Origin of the sequence: Campylobacter concisus (assembly GCF_003048535.1) — a bacterium.
Classification (GTDB): Bacteria; Campylobacterota; Campylobacteria; order Campylobacterales; family Campylobacteraceae; genus Campylobacter_A; species Campylobacter_A concisus_S.
The window spans coordinates 30,735-49,564 of the sequence record NZ_PIRQ01000007.1; the positions used below are offsets into that span (position 1 = coordinate 30,735).

General features: G+C 38.0%; 18 protein-coding genes. 1 reads left to right on the plus strand and 17 read right to left on the minus strand.

Features of this window, described 5'->3' with window-relative positions; translation table 11 throughout:
• Nucleotides 1-97: 97 nt before the first annotated feature.
• Genes CVS93_RS07290 through CVS93_RS07300 form a run of 3 tightly spaced genes read right to left on the minus strand, consistent with a single transcriptional unit; the run spans nt 98 to nt 2,314 of the window.
• Nucleotides 98-871 carry a basic amino acid ABC transporter substrate-binding protein gene (locus tag CVS93_RS07290; protein ID WP_087586265.1) on the minus strand — a complete coding sequence of 258 codons (774 nt, stop codon included), beginning with the start codon at nt 869-871 and terminating at the stop codon, nt 98-100.
• Nucleotides 872-882: 11 nt separating this feature from the next.
• Nucleotides 883-1,611, minus strand: coding sequence for an amino acid ABC transporter ATP-binding protein (locus CVS93_RS07295; RefSeq protein WP_072595138.1), 729 nt, complete (start codon nt 1,609-1,611; stop codon nt 883-885).
• On the minus strand, nt 1,604-2,314 hold the full coding sequence (locus CVS93_RS07300; RefSeq protein ID WP_107687131.1) for an amino acid ABC transporter permease: 711 nt from the start codon (nt 2,312-2,314) through the stop codon (nt 1,604-1,606). The genes CVS93_RS07295 and CVS93_RS07300 overlap by 8 nt, the downstream gene beginning before the upstream one ends.
• Nucleotides 2,315-2,464: 150 nt before the next feature.
• On the opposite strand from CVS93_RS07300, the gene putP reads away from it, so the two are divergent.
• Nucleotides 2,465-3,952, plus strand: coding sequence for a sodium/proline symporter PutP (gene putP / locus CVS93_RS07305; protein ID WP_107687132.1), 1,488 nt, complete (start codon nt 2,465-2,467; stop codon nt 3,950-3,952).
• A 58-nt stretch (nt 3,953-4,010) separates the two neighbouring features.
• On the opposite strand, the gene mnmC is transcribed toward putP, so the two are convergent.
• The 14 genes from mnmC to CVS93_RS07375 all read right to left on the minus strand — a co-directional run bounded on the left by mnmC (nt 4,011) and on the right by CVS93_RS07375 (nt 18,794).
• A complete protein-coding gene (mnmC, locus tag CVS93_RS07310) occupies nt 4,011-5,879 on the minus strand; it encodes a bifunctional tRNA (5-methylaminomethyl-2-thiouridine)(34)-methyltransferase MnmD/FAD-dependent 5-carboxymethylaminomethyl-2-thiouridine(34) oxidoreductase MnmC (protein ID WP_107687133.1) in 1,869 nt (622 codons plus the stop codon).
• Nucleotides 5,876-7,318 carry an N-acetylmuramoyl-L-alanine amidase family protein gene (locus CVS93_RS07315; protein ID WP_107687134.1) on the minus strand — a complete coding sequence of 481 codons (1,443 nt, stop codon included), beginning with the start codon at nt 7,316-7,318 and terminating at the stop codon, nt 5,876-5,878. Before CVS93_RS07315 ends, mnmC begins: the two co-directional genes overlap by 4 nt.
• Nucleotides 7,315-8,406 (minus strand): nitronate monooxygenase, encoded by a 1,092-nt coding sequence (locus CVS93_RS07320; RefSeq protein ID WP_021091713.1) that lies wholly within the window; start codon nt 8,404-8,406, stop codon nt 7,315-7,317. The genes CVS93_RS07315 and CVS93_RS07320 overlap by 4 nt, the downstream gene beginning before the upstream one ends.
• Nucleotides 8,407-9,612 (minus strand): tyrosine--tRNA ligase, encoded by a 1,206-nt coding sequence (gene tyrS, locus CVS93_RS07325; protein WP_107687135.1) that lies wholly within the window; start codon nt 9,610-9,612, stop codon nt 8,407-8,409.
• Between the two features lie 10 nt (nt 9,613-9,622).
• Nucleotides 9,623-11,812: a RelA/SpoT family protein gene (locus CVS93_RS07330; RefSeq protein ID WP_107687136.1), complete on the minus strand. Its 2,190-nt coding sequence runs from the start codon at nt 11,810-11,812 to the stop codon at nt 9,623-9,625.
• On the minus strand, nt 11,799-12,014 hold the full coding sequence (locus tag CVS93_RS07335) for a DNA-directed RNA polymerase subunit omega (RefSeq protein ID WP_021091717.1): 216 nt from the start codon (nt 12,012-12,014) through the stop codon (nt 11,799-11,801). Before CVS93_RS07335 ends, CVS93_RS07330 begins: the two co-directional genes overlap by 14 nt.
• 18 nt (nt 12,015-12,032) lie before the next feature.
• The gene (gene pyrH / locus CVS93_RS07340; protein ID WP_054196984.1) at nt 12,033-12,749 is read right to left on the minus strand and encodes a UMP kinase; all 717 of its coding nucleotides are present in this window, start codon (nt 12,747-12,749) and stop codon (nt 12,033-12,035) included.
• A 73-nt stretch (nt 12,750-12,822) separates the two neighbouring features.
• The gene (locus CVS93_RS07345) at nt 12,823-14,043 is read right to left on the minus strand and encodes a murein hydrolase activator EnvC family protein (RefSeq protein ID WP_107687137.1); all 1,221 of its coding nucleotides are present in this window, start codon (nt 14,041-14,043) and stop codon (nt 12,823-12,825) included.
• On the minus strand, nt 14,040-14,855 hold the full coding sequence (locus CVS93_RS07350) for a cell division protein FtsX (protein ID WP_107687138.1): 816 nt from the start codon (nt 14,853-14,855) through the stop codon (nt 14,040-14,042). Before CVS93_RS07350 ends, CVS93_RS07345 begins: the two co-directional genes overlap by 4 nt.
• Complete coding sequence (locus CVS93_RS07355) at nt 14,842-15,513, minus strand: cell division ATP-binding protein FtsE (protein ID WP_107687139.1); 672 nt, start codon at nt 15,511-15,513, stop codon at nt 14,842-14,844. The genes CVS93_RS07350 and CVS93_RS07355 overlap by 14 nt, the downstream gene beginning before the upstream one ends.
• A complete protein-coding gene (gene trmB / locus CVS93_RS07360; protein ID WP_107687140.1) occupies nt 15,497-16,684 on the minus strand; it encodes a tRNA (guanosine(46)-N7)-methyltransferase TrmB in 1,188 nt (395 codons plus the stop codon). Before trmB ends, CVS93_RS07355 begins: the two co-directional genes overlap by 17 nt.
• Entirely contained in the window at nt 16,684-17,241 is a 558-nt protein-coding gene (locus CVS93_RS07365; RefSeq protein WP_234400110.1) for a fibronectin type III domain-containing protein, read from the minus strand. The genes trmB and CVS93_RS07365 overlap by 1 nt, the downstream gene beginning before the upstream one ends.
• Nucleotides 17,216-17,890 carry a fibronectin type III domain-containing protein gene (locus CVS93_RS07370; RefSeq protein WP_199907248.1) on the minus strand — a complete coding sequence of 225 codons (675 nt, stop codon included), beginning with the start codon at nt 17,888-17,890 and terminating at the stop codon, nt 17,216-17,218. Before CVS93_RS07370 ends, CVS93_RS07365 begins: the two co-directional genes overlap by 26 nt.
• Nucleotides 17,823-18,794, minus strand: coding sequence for an RluA family pseudouridine synthase (locus CVS93_RS07375; RefSeq protein ID WP_107687142.1), 972 nt, complete (start codon nt 18,792-18,794; stop codon nt 17,823-17,825). The genes CVS93_RS07370 and CVS93_RS07375 overlap by 68 nt, the downstream gene beginning before the upstream one ends.
• Nucleotides 18,795-18,830: the final 36 nt, after the last annotated feature.

Genomic DNA, 18,830 nt, shown 5'->3' on the forward strand with positions numbered 1-18,830 from the left:
ATTAATTTTACTTTTAAAAGATGTTAAATTTTAAAAATTAGAAAAAAGTGAGTTTTTGCAGAGAATTCCTGCTTCTCTGCAAATTTTGTATTTAGATTTATTTCTTTAATCCATATTTATCTAGCATTTTGTCAAATTCGCCAGATTTTTGTAGCTCATCGATTGCTGCGTCTATCTTCTTGATAAGCTCAGTGTGTTTGCCTTTATCAAACGCCATTGCAAATCCTTCCGTGCCATCAGGAACTCTTAAAAATTCTTCCAAATCTGGATTTTGTTTTAAATACTCAACCCCTATCGGACTATCAGTTAGCACAACGTCGATTTTGCCAGCGTTTAGTGACATGATGGCAGCTGCTACATTTTCAGCAGGTATCGACTTAGTAGTTATGCTTTTGGCTGCTTCTTCTTGAAGTGTGCCAACTTGAGCTGAAATTTTCTTATCCTTAAGGTTGTCTTTATTTACATCTGAGCCTTTTTTGCGGATAAATAAATTCTCTGAAAAATAATATGGCTTAGTGAAATCAACCGATTTTCTTCTCTCATCAGTTGCACTCATTCCGCTTATGGCAATATCGATTTTACCGGTTTTTAATGCTGATATCAGTCCATCAAAGCTCATATTTGCAACATCAAATTTTATTCCAGTTTTTTTGGTGATCTCATTTAATAAATCTATCTCAAAACCAACAATTTTATTGTTTTCATCAAGATATTCAAAAGGTGGATAATCAGCACTCGAGCCAACTTTATAAACTACATTTTTACTAGCTTCTTCGGCATTATTTGCTGTATTTTTTTTATTAGCGTCATCGCCACAACCTAGTAAAAATAAAACCAAGCTTGCCATCAAAAATTTTAAAATTTTACTCATTTTCTACTCCTTTAATGATTTAAAATTTTACCTAAAAACTCTTTTAAGCGCTCATGTTGCGGATTTGTAAAGACATTTTTCGGTGTATCATCAACTGCGATTTTACCTTTATCCATAAAGAAAATTCTATTTGCCACGTTTCTTGCAAAACCCATTTCGTGTGTAACCACAAGCATCGTTATACCCCTTGCGGCAACATCTTTCATAATATCAAGCACCTCTCCGATCATCTCAGGATCAAGTGCACTTGTCGGTTCATCAAAAAGTATCACTTCTGGCTCCATCGCTAGGCTTCTAGCGATCGCGATACGTTGCTTCTGTCCACCTGAAAGCTTGTGCGGATAGGCAAATTTCTTATCACTTAGCCCAACACTTTTTAGCAGCTCATCGGCTCTTTTTTCTGCACTTGCTTTATCTAAAATTCCCGCTTTTATCGGGGCTAAAGTTAAATTTTGCAAGACGTTTTTATTTGCAAAAAGATTAAAGTGCTGAAAAACCATGCTCACTTTTTGGCGAATTTTATTTATATCTGATTTTTTATCTAAAATATCTTCGCCATTTATCTTTATGTGCCCGCTATCTGGCTCCTCAAGGCGGTTTATACAACGTAAAAATGTACTTTTACCACCACCACTTGGACCAATTATAGCTATAACTTCACCTTTTTTTATATCTACGCTAATATCATTTAAAACTCGCAAATCGCCATAACTTTTGTTTAAATTTTTAATCTCAATCATGGCGGTTTAATCTCCTCTCGAGTAGTTTTGCTAAAAGTGTAAAAAATTTAACACTCACATAATAGACAATGCCCGTAAAAATGACTGGCTCTGGACTATAAAAGACCGCTTGCAAGCTCTTACTTTGCATCGTGATATCAACGACGCTTATATAACCCACGACTGATGTCTCTTTAAATAGCGATATAAACTCATTTGCAAGAGCTGGTAAGATATTTTTCGTAGCTTGTGGAAAAACTATCTCGCGCATCGAAACATAGTAGTTTAGTCCCATCGCACGAGCCGCTTCCATTTGTCCTTTATCGACACTGTTTATGCCACTTCGCACGATCTCGGCCACATAAGCAGAGCTATTTAGTCCAAGTGCGATGAGAGCTACATAAAAATTATCACTCCATGTTGCAAAAATGACAACTGAAAAAATTAAAAGTTGAAGTATTACAGGTGTTCCACGTAAGATATCGATATATTCATCAATTATAAAATTTAAGACTTTGATATTTAAAAATTTAATAAACGCCAAAGTAAATCCAAGTGTTATGCCTATGGCAATACCACCTATCGTGAGTCCTAAAGTCACTCCGTAACTTTTGATATAAGCGATCTCTTGAGCCTCACTAAGATCTCTTGGATAGAAAAAATATGCTCCAAGTGAGACGATTATTATAAAAAATAGAAATTTAGCTAAATTTTGAGCCTTCAACTTCGTCCTTCTCTTTAAAATATAGCTTTAAATAATACGAAAAAATTTATATCATTTTGCTTAAAAGTGTTTAAGGATCGGCGCTGAATGTTGTAATTTAAAAAAATTTATATTAACATAAGCCATTTATCTTAATTTGAAAGGAAATTTATGAGCTTTGGGTCTTATTTAGCCATCGCCATCTATTTTGGCTTTTTGCTCTTTATCGGACGATATTTCTACGATAAAAATGCAAGTATGAACGAGTATCTGCTAGATAACCGTCGAATGGGTCCAGTAGTTACTGCACTTAGTGCTGGTGCTTCTGATATGAGTGGTTGGATGCTACTTGGCGTGCCCGGAGCTTTATACGCAACTGGCATAGCAAATGTGTGGATGATAATCGGTCTTATCATTGGAGCTTACTGTAACTATCTATTTTTAGCAAAGAGGCTTAGAATTTATACTGAAGTTGCGAGTGATAGCATCACAATACCAGATTTTTTAGAAAATCGCTTTAAAGATAGGACTAAAATTTTAAGAATCATCTCTGGTCTTATCATTTTAATCTTTTTCACGCTTTATGTAAGTAGCGGCATCATCGCTGGCGGAAAGACATTTGAGAGCTTTTTTGGTTTAAAATTTGCCTACGGAGCGGTCTTTACACTTATTATTGTGGTTTTTTACACATTTTTTGGTGGATTTAAAGCAGTTAGTATAACTGACGCATTTCAGGGGCTTTTGATGTTTTGTGTCCTAGTCTCGATCCCAGTCGTGGCATATCTAAATTTAGACTTGCCAAGTGATACAAATTTGATAAAAGAGATAAGCAAGCTTGATGCAAATCACCTAAATCCATTTAGAGATCAAACTTTTTGGGGAATTTTAGGACTTATGGCTTGGGGATTTGGCTATTTTGGCCAGCCACACATCATTGTTAGATTTATGGCGATACGCGATTCAAAAGAGCTTGCTAAAGCAAGAAGGATCGGCATTGGCTGGATGAGTATTGGGTTGCTTGGTGCGATTATGAGCGGACTTATTGGCTTTGTCTACTTTAGTCAAAGAGGCGGGCTTAGTGATCCTGAGACGGTGTTTTTAAAGCTTGGTGAGCTACTTTTCCCACCATTTTTTATAGGCATTATCATCTCAGCTGTGCTTTCAGCGATAATGAGTACCATCTCAAGTCAGCTTTTAGTTACATCTAGCTCGGTAACAAAGGACTTTATCTTTGCATTCTATAAAAAAGAGATTAGTCAAAATACGCAAACAGCGATCAGTCGCTATGCTGTCGTAGTAGTGGCCATAGTTGCTACCATACTTGCTTTTATCTCGACAGATAATGTTCTAAATGTCGTTGGAAACGCTTGGGCTGGATTTGGTGCGAGCTTTGGACCAGTGCTACTTTTTAGCCTTTACTGGAAGCGCATGAGCGCACTTGGAGCACTTGCTGGCATGATAGCTGGAGGTGCAACCGTAATATTTTGGATCACTTCGGGGCTAAACGCTTATGTTTATGAAATTTTGCCTGGCATCATAGCGTCTTGCATAGCGATCATTAGCGTAAGTATCTGGGGAGATGCGATAAATAAAATGACGAGCGAACCTCACGAGCAAGTCATAAAAGATGAATTTGAAAAGATGAAAACAAGGCTTTAAGCCTTATCTTATAAGAAATTCCTAGTATCTTGTGCTAGGAATTTCTGCTAATTGCCTCTTAAAGTTTTAATCCCTTTTTTAGTTTTCTTATCAAAAATCTAGCTGGATGAAGCTCATGAAATAGCGATCTTTCTATACAAAGTGGGCGACCAAACACAAGATCAGCTATCAAATTTGCTCCAAGTATCGCTGTGCCAAGACCTCGTGAGCCATGAGCAAAATTTACAAAGACATTTTTTTCGTAGCTTGCTTTTGGATTGTTATCTTTATTTTTGCTCCAAAATAGCCCTTTGTAGTTTTGTTTATAAAATTCTTCGTCATACAAGGCGCCAATTATCGGAAATCTGTCTCCACTATAGCTCCTATATCCCACACGTGAGCCGATAATATTCGCTTTTGTGGTGTCAAAAAACTCGCTTACATCGCTTAAATTTTTAGCATTATCCTCAACTTTAGGCGTATCGTAAATTTCATTTCTAGCGTAAGTTGCGCCGATGACTTGTACACCTTTTATGGTTGGACAGATGTAGCCTTTTGCGCTTAGCGGCATGGTATTTTTTAGCACTGGTTTTAGGTGCGTGACTTGACCTCGGACACTGCTTATTTGCATGTCGTAGCCCTTAAAAATTTCACTGCTCTTACTGCCACTGCAAAAAACCAAAATATCGGTCTCTAAATTTTTACCATTTTTAAATTTAACGCTGATCTTGCCGTTTTGTAGATGCTCCCTACTCTCATACTCGTGATTAAATAAAATTTCAAAACTACATGATAAAAATTTACAAATTTCTCTTGGTCTAGCGTATGCTGCCTCTTTTATAAACATCCCAGGATAAGGCTTTAAGTTCTCATCAAATTTAAAAATATCCTCTATGCTTTGAGTTTGCCACGAGCCATATCTTTTAATAAGTTCATCATCAAATGCGTAGTCTATGCAGCCGTTAAATTTAATAAGGCTTTTTGGCAAAGTTGCCTTGTAAAATCTCACTGCTTGCAAAAATGCGTTTAAGTGCATGCGACCTAAATTTACCCCGGGCTTGGTAACTAACGGCATCAAAGCGCCACAGTGATTACCTGAGCCATTTGTAGCCACTTCGCCCTTTGCCTCGGCGATCACCACTTTAAAGCCATTTTTGGCTAGTTCGCCAGCTGTTGCAAGTCCAGCCACACCAGCTCCTATGATAAGCGCTGTTTTGCCTTTTGGCTTAGCCAGTGGTTCACATCTCGTAAACCAAGCATCCTTTAAATTTTCATCCTTTTTCTCTAGCACGGCGCTACTCATCTGGCGTTTTCTAGAGTAACCCTCTTTTAGGCTTAGCAAAAAGCCAGCGCTCTTTAGCCCGTCTTTTACTATTTTTGCGCACGAGTAGGTTCTAGCAATCGTGCCAACCCTGCTTAGTCTTGCGATCTGTCTAAAAATTTCTTCGCTCCAGATCGAGCCATTTTTACTTGGAGCAAAGCCGTCTAGAAACCAGATGTCAGCGCTAAAATCAAGCTCAGGTAAAATTTCTTTAGCCTCGCCGTAGCAAAGATCAAGTGTAATATTTGGGGCAAAATTTATACGGTGCATGCCTGAGATTAGCGGCGGATAAAGCGAGACCAGCTTTTTAGCATAAGCTTTAAAAATACCTAAACTTTCATAAATTTTTAAAATATCTTCTTTTTTAATAGGGCTTTTTTCGATGCTAACAAAGTGAAGTTTTTTAGAGCTATTTTTAAATTTCTTACAAAGTGTGAAGAAATTTAGCCCAGCACCAAATCCTGTCTCAGCGATGACGAAGCTATCTTTGCTCTGCCAAATTTCATCAAGTGCGCTTGCAAATACAAATTCACTCTCAAGCCAAGGTTTGTCGGTATTAAAGTAGATGTCACCAAACTCCTCGTTAAATGGAATTTGCCCTTTAAAGCTTAAATTTGCATTTTTCATCTATTTTTTGCGAAATATCCATCTATGCCGTTTGCTATGCCGTTTGCAAGGGCATTTTGATATGCATCATTAAAGAGCTTTTCGCCCTCTACTGGATGCGTGATATAGCCGATCTCAACAAGAACTGCTGGCATAAGGGCGCCTACGAGCACCCAAAACGGCGCTTCTCTCACACTGCCATCACTTGCAGCATAGACTTTTCTGGTACTTGCTAAAATTTCTTTTTGGATATCGATACCAAGCTTATTTGACGCGATAATCTTCTCGCGGTTTAGCACGTTTAGAAACGTCTGCTGCGAAAAGTAGTTCATCTCTTCGATATCTGATTTGTTCTCAAGCGCGGCTGCATTTTTACTACGTTCGCTTCTTGCAGGCGATAAGAAAAATGTCTCGATGCCGTGCATGCTCTTTGCTTTTGTGGCATTTGGAGCGGCATTTGCATGAATGGAAACAAAAAGATCAGCCATCTTATCATTTGCAAATTTTGTTCTTGTTCTTAAATTTATAAAGATATCGGTCGATCTAGTAAAATAGATCTTGTAGCCACGCGCTTTTAGTATGTCGCCAAGCTTTTTGGCTACGCCTAAAACGGCTGTTTTTTCTTGCAGTTTGCCATTTACTGCACCTGGATCAGTGCCACCATGACCCGGATCAATGACGATCGTTTTGTTGCGTGAAAATTTACTAGCCGCAACTGGTGGCAAAGGTGCTGCCACTGGCTCGCTCTGCGCTGACTCTGGCTTTAAATTTGGCTCAGGCTCTTTGTGTGGCACTTCTTCATTTTTGTTTTTAGTTTTATGAAGTGGTGTTTTTACATTTTCGTTTGAGATAAAATTTTGAGCGCTGATTACAAGCAGATCACCTGTTGCATTTGCTTTTATAGTCTTTTGGATCTTATCAGAAAAAATAACTCTAACGGTATTTTTATCATACTGCGAGATATGAATATAATCAGATATAAAATTTTTATAAGTTAGCGAATTGCCATTTAATCTACCATCAATATCCATAATGTTTTTATATGTATTTTGCTGCTTTAAAAAGGATGTTTTTAGTTTTGCAGTATCGATTTTTGTATTAAACTTAAGCACCAAAGTGTCATTTACCTTGGTTGCACTAAGCAGCGTCAAAGTAGTAGTACTAGGCGTGTCTACACTCTTTACGCCATTTAGTGCATTTAGATCTTTTATATACCCACTTGAGTCAAAACCAAGCGATTTTGAGCTGGTTATAAGCCTTGTGAGTGCTTGTTTTTTTATATTTTTGTCATTTTTTATGATCGCGTCGACATAGATGTCTTTTATATCGTTGTGAAATTTGATCTTTGCACTTCTGCTTGAGCTAGCAAAATTTTTATCAAATTTTGCAAATATCTCTGAATTTGTTGCAGCAAAAAGAAAATTACAAACAATAAAAAAGAGGATTATCGCTCGTTTCATTCACCATGTACCAGCTTGTGCATTAGCTCTTTTACACTTATTAGCTCTTTTAGTTTATATCCGTTTGCTCCCGTGAAAAATAACCCGGTCTCTTTTTTGCCACTAAATGAGTCAAATAGCCTATCAGCGATGCAATATCCAACCTCTTTAGCCCCTTTGCCCCTTTGACAAGGGCTCACACAGTTGCTTATACACTGAATCTTTGGTCCCATCCTTTTTTCTACCAAATTTATCAAATTTGTTCTAATCCCACGAGCCGGATAGCCAACTGGACTTTTTATAAGCTCTATGTCCTTTTCCTCGGCTGCTAGTATCACTTCTTTAAAGCCAATATCTGCGTCACACTCATGAGTGCCGATAAAGCGTGTGCCCATCTGAACGCCGTCTGCGCCTAGTGATATTGCCTTTTCTATGTCGTTTTTATCCCAAATTCCACCAGCTGCGATGAGCGGAAAGTCGCCCCACTCTTTTATCTCGGCTTTTACTTGTGGGATTAGATTAAATAGCGAAAACTCAGGATCAAGGCACTGCTCGTAAGTAAAACCCTGATGCCCACCGCTTAGTGGTCCTTCAAGCACGACAGCATCTGGTAAGCGATCATATCTTTGTAACCAGCGTTTACAGATGATCTTTAGTGCTTTTGCGCTTGAGATAATAGGAACTAGCGCGACTTCTTTAAAATTTTGTGTAAATTCTGGCAAATTCGTAGGTAGTCCAGCACCTGATACGATGATATTTATACCGGCTTCACAAGCATCTTTTACCACTCTTGCGTAGTCATTTGCAGCGTACATTATATTTACGCCAAGTGGCAAATCTCCACAAATTTTTCGTGCATTCTCAATAATTGCTCTAAGACCTCTTGTTGAGTAGAAATTTTCACTTCCAAATGGCTTTGCATTTAGCTCTTTGTTTATAAATTTACGATTTTCATAATATCCTGTGCCAACTGAGCTGATTATTCCAAGGCCGCCTTCTAAGCTGACATTGCCAGCTAGTTTGTCCCAGCTGATACCAAGCCCCATACCGCCTTGAAATATCGGATACTTTATCTCATATTTTCCTATTTTTAATGGCTTTAACTCCATCTATTCAACCTTTACTTTTGCAAATTTACGCTTACCAACTTGCAAGATATATTCACCTGCTCCTAATTTTAACTGCTCATCACTGATCTTTTCTTGATTAATGCTAACCGCATTTGCCTTTATGTCGCGTCTTGCTTGAGAATTTGACTCACTTAGCTCACACTGTGATAAAGCTTCCACGATCCAAACTGGTGCTTTTAGAGTAAATTCTTTTATATCAGTTGGGAGCTGATTTTGAGAGTGCACGCTGTTAAACTCAGCCATCGCATCCTTTGCAGCCTCCTCGCCGTGATACCTTGCTGTTATCTCGTAAGCAAGGTCCTCTTTTGCTTTTTTTGGATGATATTTGCCGTTTTGAACATCACTCATCAAATTTTCTATCTCGCCAAGGCTTTTTGTGCTTAAAAGCTCGTACCAGCGCCACATTAGCTCGTCACTTATGCTAAGCGTTTTTGCAAACATATCATTTGCATTTTCAGTTACACCGATATAGTTTCCAAGACTTTTGCTCATCTTATTTACACCATCAAGCCCTTCAAGAAGAGGCATCATGATTACAGCTTGCTCTTTGCCAACATTATATGTTCGCTGTAAGGTTCTACCCATTAGAAGGTTAAATTTCTGATCCGTACCGCCCATTTCGATGTCGCACTTCATCGCCACGCTGTCATAGCCTTGAAGAAGCGGATACATAAATTCACAAATTGAAATTGGACTGCCAGCTTTTATCCTTTTTTCAAAATCATCGCGCTCTAGCATTCTAGCGACTGAAAATGTGCTAGTTAGCTCTATCATTCCAGCAGCTCCAAGTTCATTTGACCATTTTGAGTTAAACATTATCACGGTCTTTTTTGGATCTAAAATTTTAAAAACTTGCTCTTCGTAGGTTTTAGCGTTTTTTAAAACAGTCTCTTGATCTAGCTTTTTTCTAGTGGCTGATTTGCCAGTTGGATCGCCTATTTGAGCGGTGAAGTCACCTATTAAAAACTGCACGATCGCGCCATGTTTTTGAAGCAAAGCCATTTTGCTTAAAACGACTGTGTGTCCTAAGTGAAGGTCTGGAGCAGTTGGATCAAAGCCAGCCTTTACATAGAAATTTTCACCTTTTTCATAATAGTTTTTTATTAAATTCTCAACTCTTTCAAAGTCAATAATCTCGGCAACACCGCGTTTTATCTCTTGTAAAATTTCAGCTATATCTTGCATTATCTTTCTCCTAGTTATGGTATGGATCGCTTTGCGAAACGAAATCTATAATCTTATATCTATCTTTGATCTTCTCTCTTAGCTCGTTTGCATCGATATTTTCGGCTATCTCAACACTTATTTCAAATGTATCACCGCTAAGGTCATTTGCTTCGTTTAGCGAGATTGTAGCCAAATTTACATCCAGTCTAGCAAGATATGTTAAAAATTCAGCCAACGCACCTTTTCGGTTCTCTAGATTTAATAAAATTTTATATCTATGTGGGGCATTTCTAGTCCATTTGACAAAGATGATCTCATTGCCCTTATCCATAAGTTTCCCGGCACGCTCACAAAGTTTGTGATGCACTGTCACATTGTGTCCATTTTTAAAGCCAACTATGCTATCGCCTCTTTTTGGGTTACAGCAATAGTCGAACTCGACATTTGAAATTTTATGATTTGAGTAGATTACGATATTTTCAAATTTTTGCTTTTTGATCTGATATTTGTCGCCCAAAGAGATCATAAAAGGACGCTCTTTTTTTATATACTTTTTAAGCATATTTACGACCTCTTGCAAAAAATCACTTTCAGTTGCAGCACGAAAAACTTTTTTGCCTAAATTTTCATGCTCTATCCAGTCTAAAATTCTATCTTTTGAAACGCCAAAAACCGACTTTAAAATATCAACTGCAATTTTATAATTTATATCTTTTATCTTTTGCTTGCAGTATGTTCTTATCGTAGCTCTTGCTTTACCAGTTCGAACGCTATTTATCCATGAACAGCGAAATTTTGCCTCTTCGCCAGTTACAATCCTTACAATATCGCCGTTTTTTAGCTCCGTTAAAAGCGGCATTCTGACGCGATTTATATAAGCTTCTTTTGCATAAAGCCCGATCTCTGTGTGAATCTCATAAGCATAATCAAGTGCAGTAGCCCCGCGTGGGAGCGTAAAAACCTCGCCTTTTGGCGAATAGACTGCAATATCTTCTATATAAAGACTATCTTTTGCATATTCATAAAGCTCTTCGACGTTACTTTCAGCTTCATTATTTTGCATACCAATGTCGTTTAGCCAGTCAAGTTTTGGATTTAGTAAACTACCCTCGCCGTTTTTATATTTCCAGTGAGCTGCGACACCGTATTCAGCTGTTTTGTGCATATCGTAAGTACGAACTTGTGCCTCAAAAATACTCTTATTGTCAAAAATAGTTGTATGTATCGTTTGATAACCATTTTGCTTTGGAAGTGCAATATAATCCTTAAATCTTGAAATAAGAGGATTAAAATTTATATGCAAATTCCCAAGCGCAAGGTAGCAATCAAGCGGTTTTTGCACAAGAATTCTAATAGCTAGTAAATCAAGCACCTCTTCAATCGAAATACCTTTTCTTTGCATTTTTAAATAAATCGAATAGTAATGCTTTATGCGTTTTTGTATCTCAAAAGTACCCTCAATAAAGCCATTTTCAAGCAAAATTTGATTTACTTTCTCGTAAAAAGCATTTAGTTTAAGGCTAAGCTGCTGCTTATTTTTATTTAAAAAGCTATCGATCTTGGCGTATTCTTCTGGCATCGCATATTTAAAACTTAGATCTTCAAGTATGTTTTTAATAGATGAAATTCCAAGCCTATGAGCGATCGGAGCATAGACCATAAGCGTCTCTTCAGCAATTCGTTTTTGTTTTTCTACTTTTAATGCATCAAGGGTTAGCATATTATGAAGCCTGTCACAAAGCTTAACCACAAGAACTCTAACATCTTCTATGGAGATTAAAAGCATTTTTCTAAAGGTTAGTGCCGAGCTTGCTAGTTTTTCGTTACTACTTGAGCTCGCAAGCTTGTTTTCTCTTATAGCAACTATCTTTGTAAGTCCTTCAACCAGCTTTGCCACTTCATCGCCAAATTCAGCCTGGACTTCGCTAAGTGTAACTTCAGTATCTTCAACTACATCGTGAAGTAGTGCAGCTATGACCATACTCTCATCTCCACCCATATTTGCTACTATTGATGCTACTAAGATAGGATGGATTGCGTATGGCTCGCCACTTTTGCGATATTGACCAGCATGAGATGTGACACAGCTATCTATAGCTTTATCTAATTTCTCGCTTCGTTCGCAAAGAGAAAAGAGCAGCGTTATAGCTTCTGAAACATTTTTACAAGGTAAAATTTGTTCTATTAGCTGCTCTAAAAAAAGACTATTTTCCTTCAACTATTGCCTCTAAGCCTATTTTGCCCTCAGCTACTTCAAGTAGTGCAATGTCAGCAAATTTCATCTTTGAAGTATCGGCTTCTACAAGCACTACTGCTCCATTTGCTAGTGCTTCTGCACGCTTTGCTACGATAAGTGAGAGTTTATATCTATCGTCGCCAACTTGCTTTAACGCTCTTGCTGTTATTTGTTCTGTTCTCATATTTATCCTTTTTAAAATTTATTTTACTACTGAATATAGGGCTGCTTCTTCTTCATTTATTATTTTTAATAAATTTCCAGCCTTAAACATATTACAAACCAAAATCGGTAGTGAGTTATCCTTTGCTAAAGCTATAGCAGTATCGTCCATAACCTTGATATCATCACTCATTGCCTTTTCATAGTTTAGTGATTTTAAAAGTTTTGCATCTTTGAATTTTTTAGGGTCTTTATCATAAACGCCATCAACCTTTGTAGCTTTTATGATCATATCTGAGCCGATTTCAATAGCTCTTAAAGTTGCTGCTGTATCAGTTGTAAAGAAAGGATTGCCAGTACCTGCAGCAAATATAACGACTCTGCCTTTTTCTAAATGGCGCTGCGCACGTCCAACGATGAAAGTCTCACAGATCGCTTCCATTTTGATTGCACTTTGCACTCTCACCTCTAGCCCACTTCGCTCCAAAGCTTCACGCATCGCGATTGAGTTGATAACAGTTGCTAGCATGCCCATGTGATCGCCGCTCGTTCGTTTGATGATACCATCTTTTGCGGCACTCACACCGCGTATAATGTTGCCACCACCTATTACGATGCCAACCTCGATACCATTTTCGACAAGCTCTTTTATCTCATTTGCTATAAATTTGAGCACCGCCGTATCTATGCCAAAACCATTCTCTCCCGCTAAAGCTTCACCTGAAAATTTAACCAATACGCGTTTTCTTTTACTCATTGTCTTGCTCCTTAAAATTCACGCATTCTAGCCAAAAAGGCTTTAAATTTAGTTAATAGCACTTGCAAAGTGGCTATTTTGAGATCATCTCAAGTGGATCGATGTGGTAGTTTCTTTGCGTCACTTCAAAGGTTAGATCGTTTCTAACTCGACCTATAACGTAGCCTTTTTGTACGACTGAGCCTACTTTAACCGTCGGTGCGATCTGACTTAGGTGAGCGTAGATTGTGTGGATGCCATTTTCGTTTTCAATTATGACAACGTTTTCAAGCATTGGTGTCGCTTTTGCAAAGACTACTTTGCCATTTAGCACGCTTTTGACCTTGGCATCTGGCGTGGTTGAGCGAAGCGTGACTGACTCATTAAAAATTTTGATGTTATATATTGGGTCTACGTAATTTCCAAATTTTTGTTTTACAGTGTAGCTATCAAGAGGAGCGATTGTCTTTGCACCTGAATATTTTTTGACTGAGCTTGTTTGATAGCCTCCACCCATTGGTTGGCTTTTTTCGCCTTTTTTACCACCTTTGCTTGCAGTTGCTTTTTCTTGTTTTTCTCTAGCAGCACGTGCGGCTTCATCTTCTTGTTTTTGCATGATAGCAAGCTGTTCTAGCGTCTTTCTTAGCTCATCTTGCTGGGCTTGAAGCTTGGCTAGCTTTTTACTATAAATTTCCTTATCTCTCTTGAGCCCATTTATAGTATTTTTTTGCGTACTTTCTAAATTTTGCAAGTCACTTTGCTTGCGTCTATAGTTTTTGATGCTCGAGTTTATCTCGTTTATTTTGTTTGATTTATTTTTTATCTTCTCAATCGTATCTTCATAATTCTGGCTAAGTCTTTTAAAATCCTCTTTTGTAATAGCATTTAGTTTGGTTAAAATTTGAGATGAGATGATACTTTCCTTGCTTTGCTTGCCCTCAGTTGCAGACATCAAAAGATCAAACGAGAGATCTTCCGCTATGATCCTTATCATATTTTGCTCAAGCTCTTTTTGTGTGCGTTCTAGCTCTTTGTTTTGTTTTGTTAGATCATCAAGTTCAATAAGTGCCTTTGAAGCATTTGTTTCAAGGACTGAAATTTGACCCTTTAAATTTGTGATATCACCACTTATACCACGAAGTTTTTTTTCACCATTTACGATATCACCGGCCAAATCATCTAGCTTTTTGCTAAGCTGCTCACTCATCGCCTGACTCGATCTTAGCGAGTTTTTGGAGTCTTTTATCTTCTCTTTGGTGTTTGATGCAAAAGCTAAGCTAAAAGCTAGCAAAAATATAAAAATTCCTTTTCTCATATCGTGCTTTTTCTAGCCTTACTCATCACCAAACTAACAGCAAAAATGCTTAAAAACATAGCCACGCCAAATAAAATAAAAATATCCCTTGAGGGATCAAGGCTAGGCAATACTACATCGATGCTTGCGGCATTTTCTCTAAAAATTTCAATGCTGGGCAAGAAAAAGAAAAATGCACCGACTGCAATGGTAGCAACTAGGCTATCAACCATAGCTGATTTATAAAGCATGGCTGATTTTAGCCAAAAAGGTGCTCCAAAAAGCGTCATGATCTCGATGCGCTCCCTATGCTCAAATAGCCAAATTTTAGCCTGCTTTAGCATAAGCATAAGCCCAACAACACAAAGTATCGCCATAAAAGCATACGATATACTTTTGGCTAAATTTAGTATTTTAAAGACCTTATCGTGAGTCTTTGAAAATGTCTCAACCTTTGTGATGCCATCAAATTTTAAAAGTTTTTGCTTTAGCTCATCCATGTACTGCGGTGTCGGAAATTCGCTAAGTTTTAGTGAGTAAAATTTAGGTAGCGCATTTTGCAGTATGGACAAATTTTTAGCAGAGATGTCATTTGAGAGACGGTCGATTATTTTTTGCGGACTTAGTGGCTCGACGCTAGCTAGTGTGCTAACCACTGGCTTTAGCACAGGTTCGCTTAGCTCTTTGTTTGAAACTATGACGATGTTGTAGTCATTTCCCATGAGTCTTTCATAATCTCTCACAACCTTATCAGCAGTTAGACTAAACTGCACGGAAAATAAAAGCGCGATCAGCGGCAAGATAAATCCAAGATGATTCTTAAGCGATCTCATGCACGCCTCCATTTTCTATGACAAAGTGACGGTATGGGATACGAAGCGTCGATGGGATATGGTGCGTGACAACTACCACGCTCGTACCTAAAAATTCCCTAGCTGATTTTAAAAGTGACCAGATGACGTCGCTTGAGTATTCGTCTAAATTTCCAGTTGGCTCGTCGCATAAGAGCAAATTTGGATTGTGCGCTAGAGCCCTTGCCATCGCTACTCTTTGCTGCTCACCACCACTTAGCTCCATTGGATATTTGTCAGCTTTATGAAGCATATTTACATGCTTTAAAAGCTTTGCTACTTGCTTTTTACTCACATTTTGATTGATGCCTTTGATGATAAGTGGCAACATGACGTTTCTTTCCACATTCCATTCATTTATCAAGCGATAATTTTGAAATATAATGCCAACTCGCTGCCTAAGCTCACAAAGTCTTTTATCATCGATGTCGTCCATTTGCGTCATGCAGACATTTAGCTCTCCAGCAAGAGGTGAAATTTCTCCATAAAATGATTTTAAAAGCGTGCTTTTTCCACTTCCGCTCTTGCCTGTGATAAAGACAAAATCATTTGCATAAATATCTAAATTGATGCTATTAATTACGATTTCATCGCGTTCATAAGCTAGGCTCAAATTCCTTGCACTAATTATCTCTTGCATCAGCCAAATACTCCTTCAAAAGCTCGTGTGCAGCTAAATTCTCACGAATTAAGATCGGTTTTTTTATAAAATATTCGCTTTTTTCATCGCTTATTTTGATAAAACATTGCTCAGGTTTGTTAAACGCTCCAAAGGCGACTTTTAGTAAAATTTCACCCTCACTTATGGTGTAAATTTCTTCAAAATGTAAAAAATAATCTTCTTTTTTTATGATGAAATTTTTAAAATTTTTAATGATATTTTTTACATTTGTCTTTTCCTTAAAGCTAAAATCCCCAGCCAAAAGGCTCTCGCCACTTTCAACCTCACAAGTATAAATGACATCGTAAATATCCTTATCTTGGCGTCTCCAGCGGTCTTCATACTTGCTAGTTACCTCTAAATTTCTATTTTTAAAAGCTTCTATTTTTGAGTTTGTGGGCTCTAAAAATTTACTCAAACTAAAGTCGCAATACTCCTTGCTATCAGTCCTTAACTCAAATTTACCGCCTACTTTTAGTATCCTCTCGCACTCAAGTGCAAACGCCGATGAGACCACACGTCTATGCTCTGCTTTATCCCATGGCACTGGAAAATGCAAAAAGACTCTATCAACTAAATTTGAGCCAACAAGAGAGAGTAAAAGCCTTGCGTCTGTATTGATTAGACGAACATTTTCTAGGTCATTTGCCTTGGCTAGCTTTGCCACTTGCTCGATACTTGGTTTATAGACTTCAATGCCTATAACCAAAGCATTTGGATTGTTTTTAGCCTGATAAAGCAAGTGTCTGCCAGAACCAAAGCCGATCTCTATAAAAATTTGATCAAATTTATCTTTTAGCTCGCAAAATGCTGGCACAAACTCTTCAAGGCTTAAAATTTCGCTCACTTTTTTGGTCAAATTTGTCTTTTTTACAGCAAATGCTTGGCTGATTACATCATTGCAATTTTGCTCTTTAAAAAGCTCCAGTGCCTCTTGCAAAAGACCAACTTTAGCTGGCTTTGTAAGCTTTTCACCTTTTACGACGATGCCATTTTTACCGGGTTTTACAACTAGAAAAAAACTCTCTTCTTCATTTTTTGTGTAGATGAGCCTCTCGTTTCGTCCATTTGCCTGCCAAAAAAATTTGACCTTGTCATTTCCCAAAGGAAATGACATATCTTTTAAAGATGAAGTTATAAAATTTGGCATTATTTTATGCTAACTTCTGCTTTTGATGACTTATCAGAAGCGATTCCGTATTCATCGATGGCTACGACGCTGTAAGAGTAGCTGGCACCTGCTTGCACACTATTATCACGTAAACTATTTTCGCTTATTCCGCTAAAAATTTTCTCGCTTGCACCGCTTCTATAAACCGTGTACGAACTAGCTCTATCTACTACGCTCCAGCTTACATTTACGCCACTTCCATCATATTTCGCACTAATATTTGGAGTCTTTGGAGCACCAAGCGTGCTACCAACGATTGGCTCTTCTTGTTTTAGACTCTCAAGGCCATCTTTATCGACAGCCGTAACTCTATAATACCTTGTTGCCGCATTTGTGTTTATAAGATCCTCATAGGTGTTGCTAGTAGTTTTTGCTAGATATGTGTAAGGCAAAAATTTACTAGTTGTTCTATAAACCTTATAGTACGAAAAATCCTCAGCCGGTATATAATCCCACGTTAGGATTATCTTTTTTGGTGCATTCTTTGTTGCCTGAAGATTCGTTACTGATTTAGGGTAACTCCTTTGTCGTTGCACTGATATTTTGGCTTGGTTTTGAGACAACACCTGAAGAAGTTTTAACTAAAATTCTATACTCATAAGACTTGCCAGGTTTTACCTCAGTGTCGATATATTCAGCATTTAGTCTGCCATTTACCTCTACGATTTGGCTAAATTTATTAGCTCCTGCATCACTTCTTTGAATAATATAGCTTGCCACGGTGCTATCAGGATGTGGTCTCCAGATCACTTTTACACGTCCTGGAAGCCCTGTGATAGCTTGCGAAAATGGTACTGAGTCAAGCAGTGGCTTTGTAGTTGCTGTTGCGATCGTGCCCAGTTGAGAGATGGCGTTACTTGAGTAGGTTCTCATTTGGTATGAGTAGGTTGTCTCTGGAGCTAGATTGCGGTCCACATAGTGCGTAGCAAAGCGGTCTTTGATGTCTGCAACTAGCTGCATTTTTGAGTTCGCATCATTTGGATTTGAGCGGTAGAGATAGTATCCAACGACGCTCTCATCGGTCACTGGGTTCCACTCGAAGCCAACTTCTGTCATATCTGAAATAGTTTTTAAACTTGTAATCGTAGGCAGTGACATACTTTGCTGAGTCGGTACGTTAGAGCCGCATCCCGCTAAGAAAGCTGCCAAAAATGGTGTCAATATGCGTAGGGCAAATTTTTTCATCAAAAATCTCCTTGGGAATTTTTTTGTAAATTATTTGATTAAAGTCATCATACGTTTTTGCGATAAATTCCACCCTTTTGCCAGTTCTTGGATGGATAAAATAAAGCATATAAGCGTGAAGCATGACCCTGCTTATTTTATCGCCTTGGCTCTTAAATCCGTATAAATCATCGCCTAAAATATGGCGGTTTATGCTAGATAGGTGCACTCTTATCTGATGAGTCCTACCCGTAAAAAGTTTTGCTGCTATCAAATTTACTCCGCCTTCGCTTAGCAAATTTACAAAGGCACTTTTTGCAAATTTAGCATCTGCGACAATCGCCTTTTTTAGGCGGTTGTTTGGGTTTCTTCCGATTGGCTTTTCTATGATGATGTCCTCTTTTAGAGGCAGGTCGGTTAGCGCTAGATAAATTCGCCCCATGCTTTTATCACTTAGCTGCTCACTAAGTTTTGCGTGGGCAAAGTTGTTTTTAGCAACTACGATAGCGCCACTAGTACCTTTATCTAGTCGGTGGACGATGCCAGCTCTTACGTCGCCATTTAAATTTGAGAGCATAAATCCTTTTTTATTTAGCCACTCAACAAGTGTCGCCTCTTTTACGCTTGGAGCTTGGTGAACGACGATTTGCGGGGGCTTGTTTAGCACTATGAGATCGTCATCTTCATAGATGATAGGGATATCAAAATTTACTTCGTACTCGTTTTGTACCTCTTTTTTTGGAGCAAAATTTACGCAAACTTCATCATTTTCGCTTAGAGCAAAGCTTGGTTTTGAAACTGGTTTTAAATTTACGCTTACAAGGGAGTCTTTTATCAAATTTAAAGCTTGATTACGTGAAATTTGAAGCTCATGTGCTACTGCTACGTCGAGTCTTGAGCTGTTTAAAACATTAAATTTAACCAAAATCAAAGCCTTGTTTGTGATATAATCTAGCCCAAA

Bases quoted from the DNA above. Each gene is read 5' to 3' on its own strand.
- pyrH (WP_054196984.1), bottom strand. From the start codon at position 12,749: ATGAGTAAAAGAAAACGCGTATTGGTTAAATTTTCAGGTGAAGCTTTA.
- CVS93_RS07335 (WP_021091717.1), bottom strand. From the start codon at position 12,014: ATGAGAACAGAACAAATAACAGCAAGAGCGTTAAAGCAAGTTGGCGAC.
- CVS93_RS07315 (WP_107687134.1), bottom strand. From the start codon at position 7,318: ATGAAACGAGCGATAATCCTCTTTTTTATTGTTTGTAATTTTCTTTTT.
- CVS93_RS07295 (WP_072595138.1), bottom strand. From the start codon at position 1,611: ATGATTGAGATTAAAAATTTAAACAAAAGTTATGGCGATTTGCGAGTT.
- CVS93_RS07320 (WP_021091713.1), bottom strand. From the start codon at position 8,406: ATGGAGTTAAAGCCATTAAAAATAGGAAAATATGAGATAAAGTATCCG.
- putP (WP_107687132.1), top strand. From the start codon at position 2,465: ATGAGCTTTGGGTCTTATTTAGCCATCGCCATCTATTTTGGCTTTTTG.
- CVS93_RS07355 (WP_107687139.1), bottom strand. From the start codon at position 15,513: ATGCAAGAGATAATTAGTGCAAGGAATTTGAGCCTAGCTTATGAACGC.
- tyrS (WP_107687135.1), bottom strand. From the start codon at position 9,612: ATGCAAGATATAGCTGAAATTTTACAAGAGATAAAACGCGGTGTTGCC.
- CVS93_RS07350 (WP_107687138.1), bottom strand. From the start codon at position 14,855: ATGAGATCGCTTAAGAATCATCTTGGATTTATCTTGCCGCTGATCGCG.
- trmB (WP_107687140.1), bottom strand. From the start codon at position 16,684: ATGCCAAATTTTATAACTTCATCTTTAAAAGATATGTCATTTCCTTTG.
- CVS93_RS07345 (WP_107687137.1), bottom strand. From the start codon at position 14,043: ATGAGAAAAGGAATTTTTATATTTTTGCTAGCTTTTAGCTTAGCTTTT.
- mnmC (WP_107687133.1), bottom strand. From the start codon at position 5,879: ATGAAAAATGCAAATTTAAGCTTTAAAGGGCAAATTCCATTTAACGAG.
- CVS93_RS07370 (WP_199907248.1), bottom strand. From the start codon at position 17,890: ATGAAAAAATTTGCCCTACGCATATTGACACCATTTTTGGCAGCTTTC.
- CVS93_RS07290 (WP_087586265.1), bottom strand. From the start codon at position 871: ATGAGTAAAATTTTAAAATTTTTGATGGCAAGCTTGGTTTTATTTTTA.